Here is a 24,116-nt window from a genome sequence, read left to right as displayed (position 1 = left end):
AAAAAGGCCTCCTGAGAGGCCTTTTTCATGTTCAGCGGATCAACGCTTGAGCCCGTAGCTCTCATCGAGCATACCCGGCGAGTTCGGCGTTTTTGGCGCGTAATCGCGTGGCACTTCGGCGGTGTCCTTCGGTGGGGTCAGGCGGTCACGTGGGCCGTGGGCCGCTTCGGAGTGCAGGGCGGCCAGCAGGCGTTGGCGGGTGACGTCGTCGAGGGCCAGGGTGTTGGCGCCATCGGCGAGGTGATCCTGAACATCCTGGTAGCTCTGGGTCAGTTTCTTGACCAGTACGGCGGTGCTGTTGAAGTGGGTGACCACTTCGTTCTGGTAGCTGTCGAAACGCTGCTGGATGTCATCCAGCTGACGTTGAGTGCTGCTCGGCGCGGCATTGGGCAGCAGGCGGGCCACGACGAAACCAACCACCACGCCGATGACCAGGGCCAGGGTCGGCAACAACCAAACAAGGAGCGAGAGTTCCACGAGTCCTTCCTCTATAAACGGCTTTGCTTTACGTTAACGGCTCAGACCTGCGCTGTATACCGCGAGCGATCGCAAATCAGAACAGAATTCCTCACCTAGACGAATCGACCCTTCCCGAGGTCACGGAGTAGTGCCTTGCTTGTCCGCGAAACCCCCTTGCTCATCGATGGCCCTTGCGGCCAGTTGGAAGCCTTGTACCTCGACGTGGCCGATGCCCGTGGCGCGGTGCTGATCTGCCACCCCAACCCGGTCCAGGGCGGCACCATGCTCAACAAGGTGGTTTCGACCCTGCAACGCACCGCGCGTGACGCCGGTTATGTAACTCTGCGTTTCAACTACCGTGGCGTCGGCCAAAGCGCTGGCAGCCATGATATGGGGGCTGGCGAGGTGGCCGATGCCGAGGCTGCGGCAGCTTGGCTGCGCGCGAAACACCCCGAACTGCCCGTGGTGCTGATGGGCTTCTCGTTTGGCGGTTTTGTCGCGACCAGCCTGGCAGGGCGCCTGGAAAGCGCAGGCGTCGAACTGCAGCAGCTGTTCATGATTGCCCCGGCGGTGATGCGCCTGACAGACGAATTCCCGCTGCCGCAGCGTTGCCCGATCACGGTGGTACAGCCGGACAGCGACGAAGTCGTCGATCCGCAACGGGTCTACGAATGGTCTGACGCCCTGTCGCGCCCCCATGAGCTGCTGAAAGTGGCAGAATGCGGACACTTCTTCCATGGCAAGCTGACCGATCTGAAGGATCTGCTGCTGCCGCGCCTTTCGAATTGAGCCAAGCCTGAATAAGCGAACACCCATGACCACGCGCATCCTTACCGGTATCACCACCACCGGCACCCCGCACCTGGGCAACTACGCCGGCGCCATCCGCCCGGCGATCCGCGCCAGCCAGCAACCCGGTGCCGATTCGTTCTACTTCCTGGCCGACTACCACGCCCTGATCAAGTGCGACGACCCGCTGCGCATCCAGCGCTCGCGCCTGGAAATCGCCGCCACCTGGTTGGCCGGTGGCCTCGAGCCGGACAAGGTGACGTTCTACCGTCAGTCCGATATCCCCGAGATCCCCGAGCTGACCTGGCTGCTGACCTGCGTCGCGGCCAAGGGCCTGCTCAACCGTGCGCATGCCTACAAGGCCTCGGTGGACAAGAACCTTGAGGGCGGCGAAGACCCGGATGCCGGCGTGACCATGGGCCTGTACAGCTACCCGGTGCTGATGGCCGCCGACATCCTGATGTTCAACGCCCACAAGGTGCCGGTTGGTCGTGACCAGATCCAGCACGTGGAAATGGCGCGTGACATCGGCCAGCGCTTCAACCACCTGTTCGGCCAGGGCAAGGACTTCTTCGCCCTGCCCGAGGCGGTGATCGAGGAAAGCGTGGCGACGCTGCCGGGCCTGGACGGTCGCAAGATGTCCAAGAGCTACGACAACACCATCCCGCTGTTCACCAGCGCCAAGGACATGAAAGACGCCATCTCGCGCATCGTGACCGACTCGCGCGCGCCGGGCGAAGCGAAGGACCCGGACAACGCGCACCTGTTCACCCTGTTCCAGGCGTTCTCGACGCCGGCGCAATGCGCCGAGTTCCGCGAAGAGCTGCTGCAGGGCCTGGGCTGGGGCGAGGCCAAACAGCGCCTGTTCCAGTTGCTGGATGGGCAGCTTGCAGAGAAGCGTGAGTACTACCACCAGCTGATCGCCCGCCCGGCGGACCTGGAAGACATCCTGTTGGCCGGCGCTGCCAAGGCCCGCAAGATCGCTACCCCCTTCCTTGAGCAACTGCGTGAGGCTGTTGGCCTGCGTTCGTTCCGCAGCAGCGTCCAGGCCACCACCGAAGTGAAGAAAAAGGCGTCCAAGAGCGCGCGCTTCGTCAGCTTCCGTGACGAAGACGGCAGCTTCCGCTTCCGCCTGCTGGCAGCCGACGGCGAGCAACTGCTGCTGTCGCGCAGCTTCGCCGATGGCAAGAGCGCCGGTGCCGTGAGCAAGCAATTGCAGCAAGGCAGCGAAGCCGATGTGCGTGTCGAAGGCCTGGGTTTCAGCCTGTGGCTGAATGGCGAACAGGTGGCCGACGGGCCGCAGTTCGACAGCGCCGAAGCCCGTGATGCGGCGGTTCAAAGCCTGCATGAGGCACTGACGCCACAGCAGGACTGAGACAGTTTGACGCAAGTCTCATTGCCATTAAGCGGGCCTGTCGCTACAGTGACGGCCCGTTTTTTGTTGCCTCGCTAACGAAATCATGACGCCCCTAGAACGATATCAAGCAGATCTGAAACGTCCCGACTTCTTCCATGATGCGGCGCAGGAGACTGCGGTGCGTCACCTGCAGCGCCTTTACGACGACCTGGTTCAGGCGCAGAACAACAAGCCGGGCATGTTCGGCAAGCTGTTCGGCAAGAAGGAACAGACGCCGGTCAAGGGCCTGTACTTCTGGGGCGGGGTGGGCCGTGGCAAGACCTACCTGGTCGACACCTTCTACGAGGCGCTGCCGTTCAAGCAGAAGATGCGTACGCACTTCCACCGCTTCATGAAGCGTGTGCACGAGGAGATGAAAACCCTCAAGGGCGAGAAGAACCCGCTGACCCTCATCGCCAAGCGCTTCAGCGACGAAGCCAGGGTGATCTGCTTCGACGAATTCTTCGTCTCCGACATCACCGATGCCATGATCCTCGGTACCTTGATGGAAGAGCTGTTCAAAAATGGCGTTTCGTTGGTGGCGACCTCCAACATCGTGCCGGACGGCCTGTACAAGGACGGCCTGCAGCGCGCGCGCTTCCTGCCGGCTATCGCCATGATCAAGCAGTACACCGACGTGGTGAACGTCGACAGTGGCGTCGACTATCGCTTGCGTCACCTGGAGCAGGCTGAACTGTTCCACTTCCCGCTCGATGACGCCGCACACCAGAGCATGCGCGCAAGCTTCAAGGCGCTGACCCCTGAATGCACCCAGGCCGTCGAGAACGACGTGCTGATGATCGAGAACCGCCCGATCAACGCCCTGCGTACCTGTGACGACGTCGCCTGGTTCGATTTCCGTGCCCTGTGTGACGGGCCGCGCAGCCAGAACGACTACATCGAGCTGGGCAAGATCTTCCATGCTGTTCTGCTGAGCAACGTCGAGCAGATGAGTGTCACCACCGACGACATCGCCCGCCGCTTCATCAACATGGTGGACGAGTTCTACGACCGCAACGTCAAGCTGATCATTTCGGCTGAGGTGGAGCTGAAAGACCTGTACACCGGCGGGCGGCTGGTGTTCGAGTTCCAGCGTACCCTGAGCCGATTGCTGGAAATGCAGTCGCACGAGTTCCTGTCCCGCGCGCACAAGCCATAAGTTCTTGGGGCTGCAAAGCAGCCCCATTGGCCTCAAGCCTCTTGCATGAACTGCTGCCGATATTGGTTCGGCGACAACTCGGTGTGCTGACGGAACAACCGGGCAAAGAAGCTGGCATCGTCGTAGCCGACCTCGTAGCTGATGGTCTTGATGCTCTTGCGCGTGCTCGACAACAAGCCCTTGGCCGTCTCGATCCGTAGCCGTTGCAGGTAATGCAGCGGCTTGTCGCCCGTCGCGCCCTGGAAGCGTCGCATGAAATTGCGAATGCTCATGCCATGGTTGCGGGCCACGTCCTCGAAGCGGAACTTGTCGGCGAAGTGCTCTTCCAGCCAATGCTGGATCTGCAGGATGATCAAATCCTGGTGCAGTTTCTGCCCACCAAAACCCATGCGCCCCGGCGTGTAGTTGCGCTGTACTTCGTAGAGGATGTCGCGGGCCACGGCGCGCGCCACGTTGGCCCCGCAGAAGCGCTCGATCAGGTAGATATACAAGTCGCAGGCCGAGGTAGCACCGCCCGCGCAATAGATATTGTCGGCATCGGTCAGGTGCTTGTCCTGGTTCAGGCGGATTTTCGGAAAGCGCTCGGCAAAATTGGCGAAGAAACGCCAGTAGGTCGTCGCCTCCTTGCCGTCGAGCAGGCCAGACTCGGCCAGCCAGAACACGCCGCTGGCTTCAGCGCACAGCACTGCACCGCGGGCATGTTGTTCGCGCAACCACGGCAAGACCTGTGGATAACGCTGCATGAGGTTGTCGAAGTCGTCCCAGAACGCAGGGAGGATGATGATATCGGCGTCGTTCAGGCCGCTGTCGACCGGCAGTTGGACATTGCTGAAGCTGTCCACGGGCTGGCCGTCCGGGCTCACCAGGCCGATTTCGAACATGGGCTGCAGGCCCAGGCCCAGTTGCTTGCTGTAACGCAGGCTGGCGAGGTGGAAAAAATCCTTGGCTTGCATCAAGGTCGAAGCGAATACCTTGTCAATGGCCAGGATGCTGACGCGCCGCAGCGACGCGGAGGGTTGGGTAAACATCATTGTCATTGTTCTTATAGGGTAGAGTGGTCAATCACCGGCTGGATCGTCTTATTTTTTGGCGATTGTGTCTACCCCGCAGAATTTCAGCGCCCTTTTCACGGGTGAACCCGCGAAAAGGGCCGCGTTGCACTCGGATCAAGGCGCCGGGTTGGGCTGATCCTGATGAATCGCCTCGATCGCCGCCAACAGCTCATCGCCCAGGTTCAGGTCCAGGCTCGCCAGGTTGCTCTGCAGCTGTTCGACGCTGGTCGCCCCAATGATGTTGCTGGTCACGAACGGCTGCCGTGTGACGAAGGCCAGGGCCATCTGCGCCGGGTCCAGCCCATGTGCCTGGGCCAGCTGCACATAGCGGCTGCAGGCGGCTACGGTCTGCGGGTTGGAGTAGCGGGCGAAGCGGCTGAACAGGGTCAGGCGGCCTTGTTCCGGTCGGGCGCCGTTCTCGTACTTGCCCGAGAGCATGCCGAAGGCCAGCGGCGAGTAGGCCAGCAGCCCGCACTGCTCCCGGATCGCGACCTCCGCCAGGCCCACCTCGAAGCTGCGGTTGAGCAGGTTGTACGGGTTCTGGATCGACACTGCGCGCGGCCAGCCACGGGCTTCTGCCAGGTGCAGGAACTTCATGGTGCCCCACGGCGTTTCGTTGGACAGGCCGATGTGGCGGATCTTGCCGGCGCGTACCTGCTCGTCGAGCACTTCGAGGGTTTCTTCCAGTGGGGTGAAGTGGTCCTGTGGCAGGTGCTGATAGCCCAGCTTGCCGAAGAAGTTGGTGCTGCGCTCCGGCCAGTGCAGCTGGTACAGGTCGATGCGGTCGGTCTGCAGGCGCTTGAGGCTCTCGTCCAGCGCCGCGACGATGTGCTGGCGGTTGTGCTTGAGCTGGCCGTCGCGGATGTGGCTGATGCCGTTGCCGGGCCCGGCGACCTTGCTGGCCAGGATCCAGTCGTCGCGATCGCCATTCTGGCGAAACCAGTTGCCGATGATGCGCTCGGTCGCGGCGTAGGTCTCGGGGCGGGGCGGCACCGGGTACATTTCGGCGGTGTCGATGAAGTTGACCCCGGCGGCCTTGGCCAGCGCAATCTGTTCGAAGGCCTCGTCCTGAACGTTCTGCTCGCCCCAGGTCATGGTGCCCAGGCACAGGGCGCTGACGTTGAGATCGGTACGGCCGAGCTGGCGGTATTCCATCGGGAAAACACTCCTTGGCAAAGAAGCCCATAAAAGCAGGTTGAAATTTTTCGCGCAATCTGGATAATTCGGCACCTCTCCGTGTGGTGGGAGTGATGCACCATCGCGCAGGAAGAACCCCGTCGAACATTGGCGTGCCCGACCCGAGCCCCCAAAAGCGTCTGTGTTCGGCTGCGCGCTTGCCCTTGGCAAGCTGTGCACTATCCAGTAAGATTCGCCGTCTATTTTTCGCTGGGCGGCCTCTGAGGCTTTAGAGAATGAAAACTTTTACTGCTAAACCGGAAACAGTAAAGCGCGAGTGGTTCGTAGTCGACGCCGCTGGCCAGACCCTGGGTCGTCTGGCTACCGAAATCGCTAGCCGTCTGCGTGGCAAACACAAACCAGAATACACCCCTCACGTTGACACCGGCGACTACATCGTCGTCATCAACGCCGAGCAAATCCGTGTAACTGGTGCCAAGTCTTCCGACAAGATGTACTACTCCCACTCCGGCTTCCCAGGCGGTATCAAGGAAATCAACTTCGAGAAGTTGATCGCCAAGGCCCCTGAGCGTGTTATCGAAACCGCGGTCAAAGGCATGCTGCCGAAGAACCCGCTGGGTCGCGACATGTACCGTAAGCTGAAAGTGTACGCGGGTGCTGCTCACCCACACACTGCTCAGCAGCCTCAAGAACTGAAGATCTAACGGGATAGTTCATTATGTCGGCGACTCAAAATTACGGCACTGGCCGTCGCAAGACCGCAACCGCTCGCGTTTTCCTGCGTCCGGGTACTGGTAACATCTCCATCAACAACCGTTCTTTGGACGTGTTCTTCGGTCGTGAAACCGCTCGCATGGTTGTTCGCCAGCCGCTTGAGCTGACCGAGACCACCGAGAAGTTCGACATCTACGTCACCGTTGCTGGTGGTGGTGTCAGCGGTCAAGCCGGTGCGATCCGTCACGGTATCACCCGCGCTCTGATGGAATACGACGAAACCCTGCGTGGCGCTCTGCGTCGTGCTGGCTACGTCACCCGCGACGCTCGTGAAGTTGAGCGTAAGAAAGTGGGTCTGCGTAAAGCGCGTAAGCGTCCTCAGTACTCCAAGCGTTAATACCGCTTCGGCAGTCGAAAAAGCCCGGTTCCTTTGGAACCGGGCTTTTTTTATGTCTTGAACTAACCTGTCAGCATGTCCGTGACGGCTTACCGCATAGACGCAGATCAAGCAAAGCGAGGGTTGTAGCCCGCAACTGGGTAATCACCTTGTCAGTGTGTGGATTTGTTTCTTACCATGGCGGCCAATTTTTAGTGCCACAGACATTACCTAAGTACAGGCCTGATCCAACAGGCCAAGCAAGCTGATGGGAGAGGACTGAATGAGCAATGACGGCGTCAACGCAGGCCGGCGCCGCTTCCTCGTAGCCGCGACCTCTGTGGTCGGGGCGGCGGGGGCAGTGGGGGCTGCGGTACCGTTCGTGGGGTCATGGTTTCCCAGTGCCAAGGCGAAAGCCGCGGGTGCACCGGTGAAGGTCAATATCGCCAAGGTGGAGGCTGGGCAACAGATGGTGGCCGAGTGGCGTGGCCAGCCGGTGTTCATCGTACGGCGAACGGAAGAAATTCTCGGGAACCTCAAGAAAATTACTGCAGACCTGTCCGACCCTGAGTCGAAGGCTTCGGTGCAGCCGACCTACGTCGACCCGCAGGTGCGCTCGATCAAGCCGGAAATACTCATTCTCGTCGGTCTGTGTACCCACTTGGGCTGCTCGCCGACGTTCCGCCCGGAGGTCGCGCCCGTCGATCTCGGTCCGAAATGGGTGGGGGGTTACTTCTGCCCTTGCCACGGCTCCCACTACGACCTGGCTGGCCGTGTCTACAAGTCGCAGCCGGCGCCTCTCAACCTGCCAGTGCCGCCGCACTCGTATGAGTCGGACGACATCATTGTCATCGGCGTCGATCAGGAGAACGCATGATGAGCAAGTTCATGGACTGGATTGATGCTCGCTTCCCCGCCACCAAGATGTGGGAAGACCACCTGAGCAAGTATTACGCGCCCAAGAACTTCAACTTCCTGTATTTCTTCGGCTCCCTGGCGTTGCTGGTGCTGGTCAACCAGATCGTCACCGGTGTCTGGCTGACCATGAGCTTCACGCCCTCGGCAGAAGAGGCCTTCGCCTCGGTCGAGTACATCATGCGTGATGTGGAATACGGCTGGATCCTGCGCTACCTGCACTCCACGGGTGCGTCGGCGTTCTTCATCGTGGTCTACCTGCACATGTTCCGCGGACTGCTCTACGGCTCCTACCAGAAGCCACGTGAGCTGGTCTGGCTGTTCGGCATGCTGATCTACCTGGCGCTGATGGCTGAGGCCTTCATGGGCTATCTGCTGCCTTGGGGGCAGATGTCGTATTGGGGTGCCCAGGTGATCATCTCGCTGTTCGGCGCCATTCCGGTGATCGGCGACGACCTCACCCAGTGGATTCGTGGTGATTACCTGATTTCCGGCATCACCCTGAACCGCTTCTTCGCCCTGCATGTGGTCGCCCTGCCAATCGTTATCCTCGGCCTGGTGGTGCTGCACATCCTGGCCTTGCACGAAGTGGGTTCGAACAACCCTGACGGCGTCGACATCAAGAAGAAAAAGGACGAAAACGGTATCCCGCTGGATGGCATCCCGTTCCACCCGTACTACACCGTCAAAGACATTGTCGGCGTGGTGGTGTTCCTCTTCGTGTTCTGTGCCGTGGTGTTCTTCTTCCCAGAAATGGGTGGTTACTTCCTGGAGAAACCGAACTTCGAGCAGGCGAACGCCTTCAAGACACCTGAGCACATTGCACCTGTGTGGTACTTCACGCCGTTCTACGCGATCTTGCGTGCGGTGCCTGACAAGCTGATGGGTGTGATCGCCATGGGCGCTGCGATCGCCGTGCTGTTCGTGCTGCCCTGGCTCGACCGCAGCCCAGTGCGCTCCATGCGCTACAAGGGCTGGATCAGCAAGCTCTTCCTGCTGGTGTTCTGCGTGGCCTTCGTCATCCTCGGCGTGCTGGGCGTGCTGGCGCCGACACCAGGGCGCACCTTGCTGTCGCAGGTGTGCACGGTGTTGTACTTCGCCTACTTCCTGCTGATGCCGTTCTACACAAGGCTTGAGAAGACCAAACCGGTTCCGGAAAGGGTGACTGGCTGATGAAAAAGTTGATTGCAGTATTTTTGCTGGCAGTGATGCCTGCCTTTTCCTTCGCCGCAGAACATGGCCTGGAGCTGGACAAGGTCGACATCGACCTGACCGACAAGGCTGCCATGCAGGATGGCGCGCGTACCTTTGCCAACTATTGCATGGGTTGCCACAGTGCCAAGTTCCAACGCTACGAGCGGGTGGCCGATGACCTGGGGATCCCTCACGAGTTGATGCTCGAGAAGCTGGTATTCACCGGTGCCAAGATTGGTGACCATATGACTATCGGCATGAAGCCAAACGATGCCAAGACTTGGTTCGGCGCTGCGCCGCCCGACCTGACCCTGGTCGCCCGGGTGCGCGGCACCGACTGGCTTTACACCTACCTGCGCAGCTTCTATGAGGACAAGTCGCGTCCTTATGGGGTGAACAACAAGGTGTTCCCCAACGTCGGCATGCCCAACGTGCTGGTCGGCCTGCAGGGCAACCAGGTGGTTGGTTGCAAGCAAGTGCAAAGCGTGGTCGATGGCAAGAAGCAGTTTGACCCGCTGACGGGCAGCCCGCTGACCCACGAAGCGTGTGACCAGCTGACCATTACGCCGAATTCCGGTACCCTGACGACCGAGCAGTTCGACGAGAAGGTCAAGAACCTGGTGACCTTCCTGGCCTATTCGGCCAACCCGGTCAAACTGGAGAGCCAGCGCATCGGTACCTATGTGTTGCTGTACCTGGCTTTCTTCTTCGTATTCGCCTATTTGCTCAAGCGTGAATACTGGAAGGACGTGCACTGATCACGCAGTAATTTCTGGTAGTTGAACGCGCCCGGGGGGCTCTGGCAGATATGCCAGGGCGCCCCGGGCGCGTTTTCATTTTGAGTGTTACGAGCATCCCGTACGAGGAGGCGCTACATGGGCGCAACCAACAGGTTAGCCTGCTATTCCGATCCCGCTGATCACTATTCTCATCGGGTACGCCTCGTTCTTGCCGAGAAGGGCATCAGCGTGCAGCTCATCGACGTTGATCCTGGTCGTCTGCCGCCCAAGCTGGTCGAGGTGAATCCCTATGGGAGCGTGCCGACCCTGGTCGACCGCGACCTGGCGTTGTATGAGTCGACCGTGGTGATGGAATACCTCGAGGAGCGTTATCCGCATCCGCCGTTGATGCCGGTGTACCCTGTGGCGCGTGGCAACAGCCGCCTGCTCATGCACCGCATCCAGCGCGACTGGTGCGCCCTGGCCGATACGGTGCTCGACGCGCGCAGCGGCGATGCTGCCCGTGCCGAGGCGCGCAAGGCGTTGCGTGAGAGCCTGACGGGCGTCTCGCCGCTGTTCGATGAGTTCGCCTGCTTCATGAGTGATGAGCAAAGCTTGGTCGATTGTTGTCTATTGCCCATACTCTGGCGTTTGCCGGTACTGGGTATCGAATTGCCGCGGCAAGCCAAGCCGCTGCTGGATTACATGGAGCGACAGTTCGCCCGCGAGCCTTTCCTGGCGAGCCTGTCCTCCGTAGAACGTGAAATGCGCAAGCTTTAAGGAGCTGTTGATGAACTCCAGTCGCCCCTATCTGGTTCGAGCACTGTATGAGTGGATCGTCGACAACGATTGCACGCCCCATATGCTGGTCAATGCCGAGTACCCGGCAGTCCAGGTGCCTCAAGGGTTTGCCAGTGATGGTCAGATTGTCCTGAATATTTCGCCAAGCGCCGTGCGCAGCCTGCACATGGATAACGAGGCGGTGAGCTTCGAGGGCCGCTTCGGCGGCGTCGCCCATACCTTGTATGTGCCGATTGGCGCGATCCTCGGTATTTACGCCCGCGAAAACGGCCAGGGCATGGTCTTCGAGCTGGAGCCGTCGCTGTTGGAAGGCGAGGACCTGGAAGACGACGATGTCGAGCCGGATGATGATGGCCCGCCAGAAGGGGGTGGCCAGCCGCCGCGTCCGACGGGTCGGCCAAGTCTCAAGGTGGTCAAGTAACAAAAAAGGCGATCCAACCGGATCGCCTTTTTATTTACCGCGCGCCTGTGATTACAGGTCGCTGATGGTGCGCACCTGGTCTTTGTTGATGCGGGTGCGTTTGCCGTCGAGCTGTTGGAACTCATAGAAACCGGAGTCCTTTTCGAACTTCGGTGCGTCGACGGCTTGGATTTCGCGGCCGTCGTTCAGGGTGATCAGGCTTGGGGTGGAGCAGCCGGCCAGGGTGGCGAAGGTACCGATCAGCAAGGCAGGCAGCAAAAGCTTTTTCATGCAGTGTTTCCTGGATATCTGGAAGGATTGGTGCATCTTGGTTGCCGGTGCGGCCCCTTCGCGGTGTTGCCCGCGAAGGGGCCGGATCAGGCAGTCAGTCAATCAGTCGATGTATTCGAACAGCTTGACGATCTTCTGCACGCCCGACACGCTCTGGACCACGCCAGTGGCCGCATTGGCCTCCTGCTGGGTCACCAGGCCGAGCAGGTAGACGATACCGTTTTCGGTAATCACCTTGATGCGCGAGCTTGGCACTGAGTTGTCGGTCAGCATCTGGGTCTTGATTTTGGTGGTCAGCCAGGCGTCGTTGTTGCGCGCGAGGATGGAAGAGGGCTGCATCACCTGCAGTTCGTTATGCACCTTCTTCACGCGTTGCACCTGGCCGGCCGTTTGCTCGGCGAGGCTCTTGAGGTCGGCGCGTGGCGTTTGGCCTGCGAGCAGGACGATACCGTTGTAGCTGCTGACAACGATGTGCGAGCCTTTGTCGAGGTCTGGGCTGGCTTTGGAAATATTCACTGCGGCCTTGGTTTCGATCAGCGAGTCATCGATCTTGCTGCCGATGGTGCGCGTGCCGCGATCATCCTCGATCGGCGAGTTGCGGGTCGAGGTCAGCACCGAGCTGCAGCCGGTGACGCTCAGGCACAGGGTCAGGGCCATCAGGCCGAGGCGCATAGGGGTCATTCTTCACTCCCGAACAGTTGGCTGTCGATCAGATCGCACAGGCAGTGGATCGCCAGCAGGTGGACTTCCTGGATACGTGCAGTGACCGTCGAGGGCACGCGGATCTCCACGTCCTCGGGCAGCAGCAGCGAAGCCATGCCGCCGCCGTCACGTCCGGTCAATGCTACGACAATCATTTCGCGATCATGTGCGGCCTGGATCGCTTGAATCACGTTGGCCGAGTTGCCGCTGGTGGAAATCGCCAGCAGTACATCGCCGGGCTGGCCCAGGGCGCGGATCTGCTTGGAAAAGACTTCGTTGTAGCTGTAGTCATTGGCGATCGAGGTCAGCGTCGAGCTGTCGGTCGTCAATGCGATGGCCGGCAGGCTCGGGCGCTCGCGCTCGAAGCGGTTGAGCAGCTCCGAGGAGAAGTGCTGGGCATCGCCGGCCGAGCCGCCATTGCCGCAAGCGAGCATCTTGCCCTCGTTGAGAAGCGCATTGACCATGACCAGGCTGGCCTGCTCGATGTGCGGTGCCAGGATGTCCATTGCCTGTTGCTTGGTATCGATGCTGGCCTGGAACAGCCGGCGAATTCGGGATTGCATGTCCATCTGGTGACCTTAAGTGGGGCGGTGGCCTTTGCTGCGCGCATCAACGACCAGCCCGCGAAACATAGAGCAAAAAATATGAAGTGGGTTCAGCATTCGAAGGCGTTTTTCAGCCATTGAAGCGGTCTTCCTGCATGGTGGCTGCCCTGCAGGGCGACAACGTCGAAGCGGCAGGGGTGTGCGGCCCAGCGCGGCTCCTTCTGCAGGAAAAGGCTGGCAGCCAGCACCAGCCGTTTCTGCTTGCGCCCGTCGATACTGCCGAGGGCGCCACCGAAGCTCGCGTGCAACCGGTAGCGGACTTCGACGAATACTACTGTATCGGCGTCGAGCATGACCAGATCAAGCTCACCGCCTTTGCATCGCCAGTTGCGCGTCAGCAGCTGCAGGCCTTGCCCTTGAAGGTACTCAAGGGCTTGGTTTTCGGCTGTCTGCCCGGCGTGGGTGGGCGATGCGTCTGGCATCAACGGGCGGTGTCTGGCAGGCGCTTGACCTGGCCGCCAGAGAACTCGGCCCAGGGCAGCTGGCGTTCGATACGCTGGTTGGCGTTCATGCTCAGGCTGCCGGAAAGGCCCAGTACGCGGTTGTCAGGCAGGGCTTTCAGCTGGCCCAGGCGCGGTGCCAGGCTGTAGGCATCGACGCCCATGGCGTACAGGCGGCCCAGGCTGCCGGCAGCTTGCGGCCATTGCTGGACCACTTGCTGGCGCAGGCTGTTGCTGGAGTCGAGCAGCCACGGCGTTTCACAGAAGCGGATGCCGTTCATGTCGTTGTACTGGTTGACGTCACCGCTGGCGCTGTACAGGTTCGAGGTGGCGTAGACCGGCACGTCGCCAGCGTACTGGAAGTTCAGGGTCGGCTTGATCTGCTGGGCCTGTTGCGGCGTCGAGGCGAGGAAGATGAAATCGATGTCCTGGCGGCGCGACGGCTGTGCGGCGATGTTGCCACCCACCGTGCTTTGCAGGCTTTTGGCGCGGCCTTCGCTCTGGCGCAGTTGGAACAGCTCGGCAATCTGCTGGGCCAGGGCGACGGGTTGAGCGATGCGCTCGGCGGCCAGCAGGGTGCCGCCGTTGCTTTCCCAGTCTTTGCGGAAGGCGGCGAGCACACGGTCACCCCATTCACCGCTCGGTACCAGTGCAACGGCGCGCACCATGCCGTCGGCGCGGGCGCGACGTGAGACTTCGCGGGCTTCGTCCTCGGCGGCGAGGCCGAACTGGAAGAGCTGCGGCGGGGCTGTCTGGCCGACGTCCGCGTAGTTCAGCGCGAGCGTGGTGATCGGCAGCTGCGCATTGGCGGCGAGCTTCTTCACGAGTGGTTTTTCCAGTGGGCCGACCACCAGTTGCACGCCAGCCGCCTGGGCTTGGCGATAGAACTCGTCAAGCGAGGTGATGCGCGAGCTGTCGAATACCTGCACGGCCGGCGCCGGCTGGCCAGACTGCTGAGCCTGGAAGTGAGCGGCCATGAAGCCATCGCGCAGCGCGCGAGCGACACCCGCCAAAGGGCCTTCTTGGGGAAGCAGCAGAGCAATCTTGGTCAATGGCTGGCTGGCCAGCTCCTTGAGCTTGACCAGCGCTACCGGCAGTTGCTGGGCGGCTGGGTGATCAGGGTGCTGTTTACGCCAGGCATCGATGGCAGCTTGCTGTTGCTCAAGGGTGCCGGCGGTTTTCACGGCCAGGGCCAGGCTGGCCCAGCCGGCCAGGACGGGGTCACTTGCCGGCTGTTGCAGTTGTTCTGCTGGCAGCGCGGCGACCAGCGCCCAGATCGAGTCGTTGTTGGCGCTTGCGGCCTGGCCGCTGAGCAGCGGGGCGAGCAGGACACGCTGCTGCGCAGCGGCCAGGGCCTGGCCGTCGGCTTCGAGGGCAACGGCGTGCACGCTATAGGTGCGCACCTGTTGTTCTGCTGGCAGCTCGGCAACGCGCTGCAGGCTGGGGTGCGACAGGGCGGTCAGGGCGGCCTTGGGCTGGTTGCGGCTCATGGCCAGCTCGGCGCCAAGGGTGCTGGCGAACACTTGCTGGGCGGGCTTGAGCGTGTCTAGAGGGACCTGCTCGAGAATGCGTGCGGCGCGCGGGTAGTCCTTCTGCTTGTACGCCAGGTCCGCGGCGCTCAGGCGCAACAGGGCGGCGTCTTCCGCGGACTTGCTGGAGGCGGCCTTTTCGAGCAGTTGCTCGATGCTGGCGTCCGGGGTGCGTGGCAGCTCGCCCAGGCTGGATGAGGGCGAGCTGGCGCAGGCTGCCAGCAGGGTAGCGAGGCAGAGGGCTGAGAGCAGCCGCAGGCAAGCGATCATGTAAAGGTCCTGTTACTCGATCAAGTTGGCCGGCAATTGTACCCAAGCACTGGCCGGGGCGCGATCTTGCTGATGCTGATCCTTCACTATAGGCGGCTGCTGGGTGAACGCTTGCGAAGTTCTTTGCGCCCTGTTGCGGGCGGTCGGGCTACAATGGCGCCTTTGATCCGAAAGACAGGTGTGCGCAGTGACTGATGTGGCAGGGGCTTCGAAATCCACCGTGGGTACGCTGTATGTGGTCGCAACGCCCATCGGCAACCTCGACGACATGAGCGCCAGGGCGCTGAAGGTGCTGGCGGATGTCGCCCTGATCGCGGCCGAGGACACGCGCCACTCGATCCGTCTGTTGCAGCATTTCGGTATCGACACGCCGCTGGCGGCCTGCCACGAGCACAATGAGCGTGACGAGGGCGGGCGCTTCCTGACCAAGTTGCTGGCCGGCGACAACGTGGCGCTGGTTTCTGACGCTGGCACACCGTTGATTTCCGACCCCGGCTACCACCTGGTGCGCCAGGCGCGTGCGGCGGGTGTGAATGTTGTGCCGGTGCCGGGTGCGTGCGCGCTGATCGCCGCGCTCTCGGCGGCGGGCCTGCCCTCCGACCGTTTCATCTTCGAAGGCTTCCTGCCAGCCAAGACGGCGGGGCGTCGGGCGCGGCTGGAGCAGGTAAAGGAAGAACCGCGGACCTTGATTTTCTATGAGGCCCCTCACCGTATCCTCGAGTGCCTGGAGGACATGGAGGCCGTGTTCGGTGCAGAGCGCCCGGCGCTGCTGGCGCGCGAGCTGACCAAGACTTTCGAGACCCTCAAGGGCTTGCCCTTGGCCGAATTGCGGGCGTTTGTCGCGGCCGACAGCAATCAGCAGCGCGGTGAATGCGTGGTACTGGTCGGTGGCTGGAGCGCGCCTGAGGGCGAGCAGGCGATCAGTGCCGAGGCACAGCGGGTACTGGACTTGCTGTTGGCCGAGTTGCCGCTCAAGCGTGCGGCGGCACTTGCGGCGGAAATTACCGGTGTACGCAAGAACCTGTTGTATCAACTTGCCCTGGAAAAACAGAAAGCAGAGTAGTGGCAAATTGATATAGTTTGCGCTATCACTTGTTCTTGAGCGCGTGTGCCGTTAATCTTGGCGGCGGAGAGTCGATCGGACAGTCGCTGCCTGTTTTTGTTCCGCAGCTTTTGTTGCGAAACAGCAGGGGGAGGAAAGTCCGGGCTCCATAGGGCAGAGTGCCAGGTAACGCCTGGGAGGCGCGAGCCTACGGAAAGTGCCACAGAAAATAACCGCCTAAGCACTTCGGTGCCGGTAAGGGTGAAAAGGTGCGGTAAGAGCGCACCGCACGACTGGCAACAGTTCGTGGCTAGGTAAACCCCACTCGGAGCAAGACCAAATAGGGTTCCATTAGGCGTGGCCCGCGTCGGAACCGGGTAGGTTGCTAGAGGCGTCCAGTGATGGCCGTCGTAGAGGAATGACTGTCCTCGACAAAACCCGGCTTACAGATCGACTCTCCACCTCTCCCTCCCTGCTTGAATCGATAGCAGGCGTACTCTGGTAATACCGAAAAAATCTTACTCTTAATAAATCACTTTAACTTCGAACTCCATTCGCTTGCGTGGGTTTGATTTTTCTCGTGTTTTTTTTCGCTCTGAAATCCTTCCGCATTCCTTTATCGCGCTAAATCTCGGTCCTGTAAGGCTTTTCCTTATGAACGTGCCTTGACGGTGCGGCGGGCGGATTCCTATAGTGTGCGCAAGTGGCAGAAAGTGGGATGAAGTGGGTTTTCTGGCACAAAAAAGCTACCATTGTGGGGAATCGCAGCCGTGTTCCGCGGAGCCAACGCCGTCAGCCTCGATGCCAAAGGCCGTCTCGCCATGCCGAGCCGGTATCGCGACGAGCTCGATTCGCGTTGCAATGGTCAGCTGATCGTGACCATTGATGCTGTAGACCCCTGCTTGTGTGTCTACCCCCTCGATGAGTGGGAACAGATAGAAGCCAAGTTGCGTGCCTTGCCGTCATTGCGTGAGGAAAACCGTCGCCTGCAGCGTTTGCTGATCGGCAATGCGGTGGACCTGGAGCTCGATGGCAGTGGGCGTTTCCTGGTTCCGCCCCGTCTGCGTGAGTACGCCAAGCTCGACAAGAAGGCGATGCTGGTGGGGCAACTGAACAAATTCCAGCTGTGGGATGAAGATGCCTGGAACGCGGTTTCGGCAGCCGACCTTGCAGCTATTCAACAACCGGGCGCCATGCCCGACGAATTGCGTGACCTGATCCTGTGACCATAGATAGCGGCTTCAACCACATTACCGTCCTGCTCGACGAAGCTGTCGAGGCATTGGCCCTGCGCCCCGACGGTTGCTATCTGGACGGCACGTTCGGCCGGGGCGGACACAGTCGGCTGATTCTCAGCAAGCTCGGGCCGCAAGGGCGGCTGCTGGGCTTCGACAAAGATCCACAGGCGATTGCCACAGGGCAAGCGCTGGCGGCCGAAGACGGCCGCTTTGTCATTGTGCAGCGCAGCTTTGCCGAGCTGGGCTCGGAAGTGGCTGAGCGCGGCATGGCCGGCAAGGTCAGCGGTGTGCTGCTCGACCTGGGCGTGTCTTCGCCGCAGCTCGATGACCCGGAGCGTGGCTTCAGCTTCCTCAATGACGGCCCGCTGGACATGCGCATGAACCCAGGCGTTGGGGTCAGTGCTGCCGAATTCATCGCCAGTGCGCCGGTCGAGGAAATCGCCCGCGTCTTCAAGGAATACGGCGAGGAGCGTTTCTCCGGGCGCATGGCGCGTGCGGTAGTGGAGCGCCGTGAAAAGCAGCCGTTCACCCGTACTGGCGACCTTGCCGAAGTGCTCAAGGTGGCCAACCCGGCGTGGGAAAAGGGCAAGAACCCAGCCACTCGTGCCTTCCAGGGCCTGCGTATCCACGTCAACAATGAGCTGGGCGACCTCGAAACCGGTCTTGAGGCGGCCCTCGATTCGCTGGAAGTAGGTGGCCGCCTGGTAGTCATCAGCTTCCACTCGCTCGAAGACCGCATCGTCAAGCTGTTCATGCGCAAGCTGGTCAAGGGCGAGGCAGACAACCTGCCGCGCAACCTGCCAGTACAGCACAAGGTCTTCGAACCCAAGATCAAACTCATCGGCAAGGCGCAGTTTGCTTCCGAAGCCGAGCTCAAAGCCAACCCGCGGTCGCGCAGCGCCGTCATGCGGGTGGCGGAGAAGCTGCGGTGAGCAGGCTGTTTGCCAAGCCATTGCCAGGCGGAAGCTTCCTGATGCTTCTGCTGTTCGTCGGCGTTCTGGTTTCGGCCATCGCCGTGTCCTACAGCGCTCACTGGAACCGTCAGTTGCTCAATACCCTGTATGGCGAGTTGAGCGAGCGCGACAAGGCTCAGGCCGAATGGGGGCGTTTGATCCTGGAACAGAGCACCTGGACTGCGCACAGCCGTATCGAGAGCCTGGCCGCCGAGCAATTGAAGATGCGCATCCCTGCGGCTGACGAAGTGCGGATGGTGGCGCCATGATGAAGCTCGAAGGCGCACTCTACCCCTGGCGCTTCCGGGTAGTCATCGGCTTGCTCGCACTGATGGTGGGTGCCATCTGCTGGCGCATCATCGACTTGCAGGTGGTCGATCGCGACTTCCTCAAAGGTCAGGGTGATGCCCGCAGCCTGCGGCATATTCCCATTCCAGCGCACCGTGGTCTGATCACCGACCGCAATGGCGAACCCCTTGCTGTCAGTACGCCGGTCACCACCCTGTGGGCCAACCCCAAGGAGATGCAGGTCGCCAAGGACCGCTGGCCGCAATTGGCCGCAGCGCTCGGGCAAAACGCCCAGCAACTGACTGAGCGCCTGACTCAGCAGGCCAACAAGGAGTTCATCTACCTGGTCCGTGGGTTGACCCCGGAGCAGGGCCAGCAGGTGCTCGACCTGAAAGTGCCGGGTGTCTATGGCCTGGAAGAGTTCCGCCGCTTCTATCCCGCCGGTGATGTTACTGCGCACATGGTCGGTTTCACCGACCTCGATGACCACGGGCGTGAAGGGGTAGAGCTTGCCTACGACGAATGGCTGGCCGGTGTGCCCGGCAAGCGACAGGTGATCAAGGACCGGCGTGGCCGGCTGATCAAGGACATTCAGGTAACCAAAAACGCCAAGGCCGGCAAGACCTTGGCGTTGTCGATAGACTTGCGCCTGCAATACCTGGCCACCCGTGAGCTGCGCAACGCCATCGCGGAACAGGAAGCCAAGGCCGGCAGCCTGGTGATCATGGACGTCAAGACCGGTGAAGTCCTGGCCATGGTCAACCAGCCGACCTACAACCCGAACAACCGCCGCAGCATGTTCCCCGCCGCGATGCGCAACCGGGCGATCATCGACGTGTTCGAGCCCGGTTCGACCGTGAAACCGATTACCATGAGTGCGGCGCTGCAGAGCGGGCGCTGGAAAATCACCGACAAGGTCGAGGTTTACCCCGGTACCCTGCAGATTGGTCGATACACCATCAGGGACGTTTCCCGCAGCGAGGGCCCGATCCTCGACCTGACCGGCATCCTGATCAACTCCTCCAACGTCGGCATGAGCAAGATCGCCTTCGACATCGGCGGCGAGGCCATCTACCGGGTCATGTCTCAGGTCGGCCTGGGGCAATACACCGGCCTGGGCTTCCCAGGCGAGCGGGTGGGCAACCTGCCTAACCACCGTGAGTGGCGCAAGGCCGAGACCGCGACCCTGTCTTACGGCTATGGCGTGTCGGTGACTGCTCTGCAGCTGGTGCATGCCTACGCGGCGTTGGCCAACGACGGCAAGATGGTGCCGCTGTCGATCCTCAAGGTGGATAAAGCACCGGAGGCCGTTCAGGCGATTCCGAAAGAAACCGCCGAAACCGTCCAGGGCATGCTGCAGCAAGTCATCGAGGCGCCGCGCGGGGTATTCCGTGCCCAGGTGCCGTTCTATCACGTGGGTGGCAAATCGGGTACGGCGCGTAAGGCGACCGTGGGTTCCAAGGGCTACACCGAGAACGCCTACCGCTCGCTGTTCGCAGGCTTCGGCCCGATGAGCGATCCGCGCTACGCCATCGTCGTGGTCATCGACGAACCGAGCAAGGGCGGCTACTTCGGCGGCCTGGTTTCGGCGCCTGTGTTCAGCAAGGTCATGTCCGGCACCCTGCGTTTGATGAACGTGCCGCCAGACAACCTGCCGCCGCCAGCCGCCGCACAACCACAAGTCACTACAGCAGCCGCCAAGGGAGGGCGTGGATAATGACAATGCCATTGAGCAAGCTTTTCGCCCAAGCCAGCCGCGATCCGCTGATCCGTGAGCTGACCCTGGACAGCCGAGCCGTGCGTCCGGGTGACCTGTTCCTGGCCGTGCCGGGTGCCAAGGTCGATGGTCGCGACCATATCGCCGATGCCCTGGCCCGTGGCGCTGCCGCGGTTGCCTACGAAGAGCAGGGCGCAACCGTACTGCCGATTACCGACATGCCGCTGATTCCGGTCAAAGGCCTGATCGCCCAGCTGTCGGATATCGCCGGTCGCTTCTATGGCGAGCCGAGCCGTCAGTTGAACCTGGTCGGGGTTACCGGCACCAACGGCAAGACCAGCGTCACTCAACTGGTGGCGCAGGCGCTTGACGTGCTTGGCCAGCGTTGCGGCCTGATCGGCACACTGGGTACCGGCTTCTACGGTGAGCTGCAGAGCGGCCGCCTGACGACGCCGGACCCGATCGCAGTGCAGTCGACACTCTACGACCTGAAAAAGGGCGGCGCCAAGGCCGTGGCGATGGAGGTTTCCTCGCATGCCCTGGAGCAGGGCCGTGTCGCTGCGCTGGAGTTCGACATCGCGGTGATGACCAACCTGTCCCGTGATCATCTGGACTACCACGGCAGCATGGAGGCCTATGAGGCCGCCAAGGCCAAGCTGTTCGCCTGGCGCAGCCTGCGTTGCCAGGTGGTCAACCTGGATGATGATTTTGGGCGCCGCCTGGCGATGGCGTATGCCCGTCGTCCGAGTGCCGATCATATCCAGACCCGGCTGCTCAGCTATAGCCTGGAAAACCCGGAGGCCTCGCTGTTTTGCCGTGAAGCCAGGTTCGATGACGATGGCGTGCGCGCCATCCTCGTCACCGCCCAAGGTGAGCGTACCTTGCGCAGCCAGCTGCTTGGCCGCTTCAACCTGAGCAACATGCTCGCGGCCGTTGCAACGCTGCTCGCCCTGGATTATTCGCTGGACGAAATCCTCAAGGTCACCCCGCAGCTGCAAGGGCCGGTTGGCCGCATGCAGCGCCTTGGCGGTGGCAGCAAGCCGCTGGTGGTGGTCGATTACGCCCACACCCCGGATGCCCTGGAAAAAGTGCTCGAGGCCCTGCGCCCGCACGCGCACGGCAAGCTGCTGTGCTTGTTCGGCTGTGGCGGCGACCGTGATCGTGGCAAGCGCCCGCTGATGGCCGAGGTCGCCGAACGCCTGGCCGACCGCGTGCTGGTCACCGATGACAACCCGCGCAGCGAAGACCCGCTGCGGATCTTCGACGATATCCGCCCGGGTTTTGCCAAGCCAGACAGCGTCGAATTCGTCGCAGGCCGCGGCGCGGCCATTGCCCACCTGATTGCCACTGCCGGCGCAGATGACGTCATCGTCCTGGCCGGCAAGGGCCACGAGGATTACCAGGAGATTCGCGGCGAGCGCCACGATTTCTCCGATCTGGTCGAAGCCGAGAAGGCACTTGCAGCCTGGGGGGCTCCACATGCTTAAGCCCATGACACTCAGCCAGCTGACCACAGCACTGAGTGCTCGCCTGGTCAGCGCCGACGCCAGCTTCAGCGGCGTCAGCATCGACAGCCGCAGCGTCGCAGCCGGGCAACTGTTCGTCGCCCTGACAGGCCCGCGTTTCGATGGTCACGATTACCTGGCTGACGTGCAGGCCAAAGGCGCTGTGGCGGCGTTGGTCGAGCGTGAAGTGGCTGATGTCGACCTGCCACAGCTGTTGGTCGAGGATTGCCGTGTCGCGCTGGGTCAGTTGGGTGCTTTGAATCGCGCCGCTTTCGACAAGCCGGTCGTGGCCATCACCGGCTCCAGCGGCAAGACCACGGTCAAGGAAATGCTGGCCAGCATCCTGCGTACCCGTGGCCTGGTGCATGCCACCCGTGGCAACCTGAACAATGACCTCGGTGCCCCGCTGACCCTGCTGGAAATTGCCCCGGAGCACAGCGCGGCGGTGATCGAGCTCGGCGCTTCGCGCCTTGGCGAAATCCGCTACACCGTCGGCCTGACCCGGCCTCAGGTGGTGATCATCAATAACGCCGGTACTGCCCATGTGGGCGAGTTTGGCGGCCCGGAAAAAATCGTCGAAGCCAAAGGCGAAATCCTTGAGGGCCTGGGCGAGGGCGGCACGGCCATCCTCAACCTGGACGACAAGGCCTTTGGCATCTGGCAGAAGCGCGCTGGCGAGCACCCTGTCATCACGTTCGCCTTAAGCAACACGCAGGCAGATTTCCACGCCAGCGAAATCGGTCGCGATGCCCGTGGTTGCCCGTCGTTCACCTTGCATGGCCCGGATGGCTCGGTCCCGGTGCAGTTGAATGTGCTGGGTACCCACAACGTCAGCAACGCGCTGGCCGCTGCCGCCGCTGCGCATGCCGTCGGTCTGAGCCTGAGTGGTATTGCCGCTGGCCTGAATGCCGTGCAACCGGTCAAGGGCCGTACCGTGGCGCAACTTGCGCCGAACGGTGTGCGGGTCATCGATGACAGTTACAACGCAAATCCCACCTCGATGTGCGCGGCCATTGATATACTCGCCGGCTTTTCCGGCCGCACCGTCCTGGTGCTCGGGGATATCGGCGAACTGGGTCAATGGGCGGAAGAAGGCCACCGTCAGGTGGGTGACTACGCGCGTGGCAAGGTCCATGCCCTGTACGCAGTGGGTACCAACATGACACACGCGGTCGCGGCGTTCGGCGCCAATGGCCGTCATTTCGCTACTCAAGCTGAGCTGATCGATGCGGTTCGCGTCGAAAATGCCAGCGACACCACTATTTTGATCAAGGGCTCGCGTAGCGCTGCGATGGAAAACGTCGTGGCGGCTTTGTGTGGTTCAAGCGGGGAGAAACATTAATGCTGCTGCTGTTGGCTGAGTATCTGCAACAGTTCCATAAAGGCTTCGCGGTCTTCCAGTACCTGTCCCTGCGCGGGATCCTCGGTGTACTGACCGCGTTGTCGCTGGCGCTGTGGCTGGGCCCGTGGATGATCCGTACCCTGCAGATCCGCCAGATCGGTCAGGCTGTCCGTAATGACGGCCCGCAATCGCACCTGTCCAAATCCGGCACCCCGACCATGGGCGGCGCGCTGATCCTGTCGGCCATTGCCGTCAGCACCTTGCTGTGGGCTGACCTGTCCAACCGCTACGTGTGGGTCGTGCTGATCGTCACCCTGGCGTTTGGCGCCATCGGCTGGGTCGACGACTACCGTAAGGTGATCGAAAAGAACTCCCGTGGCTTGCCAAGCCGCTGGAAGTACTTCTGGCAGTCGGTGTTTGGCCTGGCGGCGGCAGTCTTCCTTTACAAGACCGCCCCGACCAGCGTCGAAACCACACTGATCCTGCCGTTCATCAAGGATGTCACCATTCCGCTGGGCGTTGGCTTCGTCGTTCTGACCTACTTCGTCATCGTCGGCTCCAGTAACGCGGTCAACCTCACCGATGGCCTCGATGGCTTGGCGATCATGCCGACCGTGATGGTGGGCGGCGCTCTGGGCATCTTCTGCTACCTGTCGGGCAACGTGAAATTTGCAGAATACCTGCTGATCCCCTACGTGCCGGGCTCGGGTGAGCTCATCGTCTTCTGCGGCGCGCTGATCGGTGCCGGCCTGGGCTTCCTGTGGTTCAACACCTACCCGGCACAAGTCTTCATGGGCGACGTCGGTGCGCTGGCGCTGGGCGCCGCGCTGGGCACCATCGCGGTGATCGTCCGGCAGGAAATCGTCCTGTTCATCATGGGCGGCATCTTCGTGGTGGAAACCCTGTCGGTGGTGATCCAGGTCGCCTCCTTCAAGTTGACCGGCAAGCGCGTGTTCCGCATGGCGCCGATTCACCACCACTTTGAACTCAAGGGCTGGCCTGAGCCACGGGTGATCGTCCGTTTCTGGATCATCACCGTGATTCTGGTGCTGGTCGGCCTTGCAACCCTGAAACTGAGGTAGA

26 protein-coding genes and 1 other RNA gene are annotated in these 24,116 nt (G+C 61.6%); 19 read left to right on the top strand and 8 right to left on the bottom strand.

Annotated elements, in window-relative coordinates:
* Positions 1–39 precede the first annotated feature (39 nt).
* Entirely contained in the window at positions 40–477 is a 438-nt protein-coding gene (locus ACSSU5_RS06225; RefSeq protein WP_264311674.1) for a Z-ring associated ZapG family protein, read from the bottom strand.
* Positions 478–612: 135 nt separating this feature from the next.
* Here ACSSU5_RS06225 and ACSSU5_RS06220 point away from each other — a divergent pair, with 135 nt between their 5' ends.
* From ACSSU5_RS06220 to zapE, 3 genes are all read left to right on the top strand, one after another.
* Positions 613–1,248 carry an alpha/beta hydrolase gene (locus tag ACSSU5_RS06220; protein WP_264311675.1) on the top strand — a complete coding sequence of 212 codons (636 nt, stop codon included), beginning with the start codon at positions 613–615 and terminating at the stop codon, positions 1,246–1,248.
* Between the two features lie 25 nt (positions 1,249–1,273).
* Positions 1,274–2,623: a tryptophan--tRNA ligase gene (locus tag ACSSU5_RS06215; RefSeq protein ID WP_492560806.1), complete on the top strand. Its 1,350-nt coding sequence runs from the start codon at positions 1,274–1,276 to the stop codon at positions 2,621–2,623.
* Positions 2,624–2,708: 85 nt separating this feature from the next.
* Positions 2,709–3,803: a cell division protein ZapE gene (gene zapE, locus ACSSU5_RS06210; protein WP_264311677.1), complete on the top strand. Its 1,095-nt coding sequence runs from the start codon at positions 2,709–2,711 to the stop codon at positions 3,801–3,803.
* A 32-nt stretch (positions 3,804–3,835) separates the two neighbouring features.
* Here the strand turns inward: zapE and ACSSU5_RS06205 are convergent, their stop codons facing one another.
* Positions 3,836–4,756 (bottom strand): GlxA family transcriptional regulator, encoded by a 921-nt coding sequence (locus tag ACSSU5_RS06205; RefSeq protein ID WP_264313868.1) that lies wholly within the window; start codon positions 4,754–4,756, stop codon positions 3,836–3,838.
* Positions 4,757–4,969: 213 nt separating this feature from the next.
* Positions 4,970–6,010 (bottom strand): NADP(H)-dependent aldo-keto reductase, encoded by a 1,041-nt coding sequence (locus tag ACSSU5_RS06200; protein ID WP_264311678.1) that lies wholly within the window; start codon positions 6,008–6,010, stop codon positions 4,970–4,972.
* A 257-nt stretch (positions 6,011–6,267) separates the two neighbouring features.
* Here ACSSU5_RS06200 and rplM point away from each other — a divergent pair, with 257 nt between their 5' ends.
* The 7 genes from rplM (at position 6,268) to ACSSU5_RS06165 (ending at position 11,132) form a co-directional block, all read left to right on the top strand.
* Positions 6,268–6,696, top strand: a complete 429-nt coding sequence (rplM, locus tag ACSSU5_RS06195) for a 50S ribosomal protein L13 (RefSeq protein WP_008097538.1) — start codon at positions 6,268–6,270, stop codon at positions 6,694–6,696.
* A 14-nt stretch (positions 6,697–6,710) separates the two neighbouring features.
* The gene (rpsI, locus tag ACSSU5_RS06190) at positions 6,711–7,103 is read left to right on the top strand and encodes a 30S ribosomal protein S9 (RefSeq protein ID WP_264311679.1); all 393 of its coding nucleotides are present in this window, start codon (positions 6,711–6,713) and stop codon (positions 7,101–7,103) included.
* A gap of 262 nt (positions 7,104–7,365) precedes the next feature.
* The gene (gene petA, locus ACSSU5_RS06185) at positions 7,366–7,959 is read left to right on the top strand and encodes a ubiquinol-cytochrome c reductase iron-sulfur subunit (protein ID WP_264311680.1); all 594 of its coding nucleotides are present in this window, start codon (positions 7,366–7,368) and stop codon (positions 7,957–7,959) included.
* Entirely contained in the window at positions 7,959–9,170 is a 1,212-nt protein-coding gene (locus ACSSU5_RS06180; protein ID WP_024717460.1) for a cytochrome b, read from the top strand. The genes petA and ACSSU5_RS06180 overlap by 1 nt, the downstream gene beginning before the upstream one ends.
* On the top strand, positions 9,170–9,949 hold the full coding sequence (locus tag ACSSU5_RS06175) for a cytochrome c1 (RefSeq protein WP_264311681.1): 780 nt from the start codon (positions 9,170–9,172) through the stop codon (positions 9,947–9,949). Before ACSSU5_RS06180 ends, ACSSU5_RS06175 begins: the two co-directional genes overlap by 1 nt.
* A gap of 117 nt (positions 9,950–10,066) precedes the next feature.
* Entirely contained in the window at positions 10,067–10,690 is a 624-nt protein-coding gene (locus ACSSU5_RS06170) for a glutathione S-transferase N-terminal domain-containing protein (protein ID WP_264311682.1), read from the top strand.
* A 10-nt stretch (positions 10,691–10,700) separates the two neighbouring features.
* Positions 10,701–11,132, top strand: a complete 432-nt coding sequence (locus tag ACSSU5_RS06165) for a ClpXP protease specificity-enhancing factor (RefSeq protein WP_264311683.1) — start codon at positions 10,701–10,703, stop codon at positions 11,130–11,132.
* 51 nt (positions 11,133–11,183) lie between these two features.
* Here the strand turns inward: ACSSU5_RS06165 and ACSSU5_RS06160 are convergent, their stop codons facing one another.
* From ACSSU5_RS06160 to ACSSU5_RS06140, 5 genes are all read right to left on the bottom strand, one after another.
* On the bottom strand, positions 11,184–11,402 hold the full coding sequence (locus tag ACSSU5_RS06160) for a YgdI/YgdR family lipoprotein (protein ID WP_264311685.1): 219 nt from the start codon (positions 11,400–11,402) through the stop codon (positions 11,184–11,186).
* A 102-nt stretch (positions 11,403–11,504) separates the two neighbouring features.
* Positions 11,505–12,083: a BON domain-containing protein gene (locus ACSSU5_RS06155; RefSeq protein ID WP_264311686.1), complete on the bottom strand. Its 579-nt coding sequence runs from the start codon at positions 12,081–12,083 to the stop codon at positions 11,505–11,507.
* Positions 12,080–12,673: a phosphoheptose isomerase gene (locus ACSSU5_RS06150; protein WP_012274070.1), complete on the bottom strand. Its 594-nt coding sequence runs from the start codon at positions 12,671–12,673 to the stop codon at positions 12,080–12,082. Before ACSSU5_RS06150 ends, ACSSU5_RS06155 begins: the two co-directional genes overlap by 4 nt.
* 86 nt (positions 12,674–12,759) lie before the next feature.
* A complete protein-coding gene (locus ACSSU5_RS06145) occupies positions 12,760–13,131 on the bottom strand; it encodes a YraN family protein (protein ID WP_264311687.1) in 372 nt (123 codons plus the stop codon).
* Positions 13,131–14,948: a penicillin-binding protein activator gene (locus ACSSU5_RS06140; protein ID WP_492560805.1), complete on the bottom strand. Its 1,818-nt coding sequence runs from the start codon at positions 14,946–14,948 to the stop codon at positions 13,131–13,133. Before ACSSU5_RS06140 ends, ACSSU5_RS06145 begins: the two co-directional genes overlap by 1 nt.
* Before the next feature lie 187 nt (positions 14,949–15,135).
* Between ACSSU5_RS06140 and rsmI the strand changes: the two genes are divergently transcribed.
* The 9 genes from rsmI to mraY all read left to right on the top strand — a co-directional run bounded on the left by rsmI (position 15,136) and on the right by mraY (position 24,115).
* Positions 15,136–16,011, top strand: a complete 876-nt coding sequence (gene rsmI, locus ACSSU5_RS06135) for a 16S rRNA (cytidine(1402)-2'-O)-methyltransferase (protein WP_492560804.1) — start codon at positions 15,136–15,138, stop codon at positions 16,009–16,011.
* A gap of 67 nt (positions 16,012–16,078) precedes the next feature.
* Positions 16,079–16,452, top strand: an RNA gene (gene rnpB / locus ACSSU5_RS06130) — RNase P RNA component class A.
* A gap of 308 nt (positions 16,453–16,760) precedes the next feature.
* The gene (gene mraZ / locus ACSSU5_RS06125; protein WP_004575120.1) at positions 16,761–17,216 is read left to right on the top strand and encodes a division/cell wall cluster transcriptional repressor MraZ; all 456 of its coding nucleotides are present in this window, start codon (positions 16,761–16,763) and stop codon (positions 17,214–17,216) included.
* The gene (rsmH, locus tag ACSSU5_RS06120) at positions 17,213–18,160 is read left to right on the top strand and encodes a 16S rRNA (cytosine(1402)-N(4))-methyltransferase RsmH (RefSeq protein ID WP_413470108.1); all 948 of its coding nucleotides are present in this window, start codon (positions 17,213–17,215) and stop codon (positions 18,158–18,160) included. The genes mraZ and rsmH overlap by 4 nt, the downstream gene beginning before the upstream one ends.
* Positions 18,157–18,450 carry a cell division protein FtsL gene (gene ftsL / locus ACSSU5_RS06115; protein WP_264311690.1) on the top strand — a complete coding sequence of 98 codons (294 nt, stop codon included), beginning with the start codon at positions 18,157–18,159 and terminating at the stop codon, positions 18,448–18,450. The genes rsmH and ftsL overlap by 4 nt, the downstream gene beginning before the upstream one ends.
* Positions 18,450–20,186, top strand: coding sequence for a peptidoglycan D,D-transpeptidase FtsI family protein (locus ACSSU5_RS06110; protein WP_264313870.1), 1,737 nt, complete (start codon positions 18,450–18,452; stop codon positions 20,184–20,186). Before ftsL ends, ACSSU5_RS06110 begins: the two co-directional genes overlap by 1 nt.
* On the top strand, positions 20,186–21,673 hold the full coding sequence (locus ACSSU5_RS06105) for a UDP-N-acetylmuramoyl-L-alanyl-D-glutamate--2,6-diaminopimelate ligase (protein ID WP_492560803.1): 1,488 nt from the start codon (positions 20,186–20,188) through the stop codon (positions 21,671–21,673). Before ACSSU5_RS06110 ends, ACSSU5_RS06105 begins: the two co-directional genes overlap by 1 nt.
* On the top strand, positions 21,666–23,033 hold the full coding sequence (locus ACSSU5_RS06100; protein ID WP_264311692.1) for a UDP-N-acetylmuramoyl-tripeptide--D-alanyl-D-alanine ligase: 1,368 nt from the start codon (positions 21,666–21,668) through the stop codon (positions 23,031–23,033). Before ACSSU5_RS06105 ends, ACSSU5_RS06100 begins: the two co-directional genes overlap by 8 nt.
* A complete protein-coding gene (gene mraY, locus ACSSU5_RS06095; protein ID WP_264311693.1) occupies positions 23,033–24,115 on the top strand; it encodes a phospho-N-acetylmuramoyl-pentapeptide-transferase in 1,083 nt (360 codons plus the stop codon). Before ACSSU5_RS06100 ends, mraY begins: the two co-directional genes overlap by 1 nt.
* The last annotated feature ends 1 nt before the right edge of the window (position 24,116 follow it).

The sequence above is a fragment of the Pseudomonas sp. E1MeOHC2 genome, assembly GCF_058745025.1.
The sequence above is the reverse complement of the archived record's forward strand: the minus strand, read 5'-3'. Positions and strand labels throughout refer to the sequence as shown.

Excerpts from the sequence above, each read along its gene's own strand:
- ACSSU5_RS06215 (WP_492560806.1), top strand. The coding sequence starts at position 1,274 with ATGACCACGCGCATCCTTACCGGTATCACCACCACCGGCACCCCGCAC.
- zapE (WP_264311677.1), top strand. The coding sequence starts at position 2,709 with ATGACGCCCCTAGAACGATATCAAGCAGATCTGAAACGTCCCGACTTC.
- ACSSU5_RS06205 (WP_264313868.1), bottom strand. The coding sequence starts at position 4,756 with ATGCAAGCCAAGGATTTTTTCCACCTCGCCAGCCTGCGTTACAGCAAG.
- ACSSU5_RS06200 (WP_264311678.1), bottom strand. The coding sequence starts at position 6,010 with ATGGAATACCGCCAGCTCGGCCGTACCGATCTCAACGTCAGCGCCCTG.
- rplM (WP_008097538.1), top strand. The coding sequence starts at position 6,268 with ATGAAAACTTTTACTGCTAAACCGGAAACAGTAAAGCGCGAGTGGTTC.
- rpsI (WP_264311679.1), top strand. The coding sequence starts at position 6,711 with ATGTCGGCGACTCAAAATTACGGCACTGGCCGTCGCAAGACCGCAACC.
- petA (WP_264311680.1), top strand. The coding sequence starts at position 7,366 with ATGAGCAATGACGGCGTCAACGCAGGCCGGCGCCGCTTCCTCGTAGCC.
- ACSSU5_RS06180 (WP_024717460.1), top strand. The coding sequence starts at position 7,959 with ATGAGCAAGTTCATGGACTGGATTGATGCTCGCTTCCCCGCCACCAAG.
- ACSSU5_RS06175 (WP_264311681.1), top strand. The coding sequence starts at position 9,170 with ATGAAAAAGTTGATTGCAGTATTTTTGCTGGCAGTGATGCCTGCCTTT.
- ACSSU5_RS06170 (WP_264311682.1), top strand. The coding sequence starts at position 10,067 with ATGGGCGCAACCAACAGGTTAGCCTGCTATTCCGATCCCGCTGATCAC.
- ACSSU5_RS06165 (WP_264311683.1), top strand. The coding sequence starts at position 10,701 with ATGAACTCCAGTCGCCCCTATCTGGTTCGAGCACTGTATGAGTGGATC.
- ACSSU5_RS06160 (WP_264311685.1), bottom strand. The coding sequence starts at position 11,402 with ATGAAAAAGCTTTTGCTGCCTGCCTTGCTGATCGGTACCTTCGCCACC.
- ACSSU5_RS06155 (WP_264311686.1), bottom strand. The coding sequence starts at position 12,083 with ATGACCCCTATGCGCCTCGGCCTGATGGCCCTGACCCTGTGCCTGAGC.
- ACSSU5_RS06150 (WP_012274070.1), bottom strand. The coding sequence starts at position 12,673 with ATGGACATGCAATCCCGAATTCGCCGGCTGTTCCAGGCCAGCATCGAT.
- ACSSU5_RS06145 (WP_264311687.1), bottom strand. The coding sequence starts at position 13,131 with ATGCCAGACGCATCGCCCACCCACGCCGGGCAGACAGCCGAAAACCAA.
- ACSSU5_RS06140 (WP_492560805.1), bottom strand. The coding sequence starts at position 14,948 with ATGATCGCTTGCCTGCGGCTGCTCTCAGCCCTCTGCCTCGCTACCCTG.
- ACSSU5_RS06110 (WP_264313870.1), top strand. The coding sequence starts at position 18,450 with ATGAAGCTCGAAGGCGCACTCTACCCCTGGCGCTTCCGGGTAGTCATC.
- ACSSU5_RS06105 (WP_492560803.1), top strand. The coding sequence starts at position 20,186 with ATGACAATGCCATTGAGCAAGCTTTTCGCCCAAGCCAGCCGCGATCCG.
- ACSSU5_RS06100 (WP_264311692.1), top strand. The coding sequence starts at position 21,666 with ATGCTTAAGCCCATGACACTCAGCCAGCTGACCACAGCACTGAGTGCT.
- mraY (WP_264311693.1), top strand. The coding sequence starts at position 23,033 with ATGCTGCTGCTGTTGGCTGAGTATCTGCAACAGTTCCATAAAGGCTTC.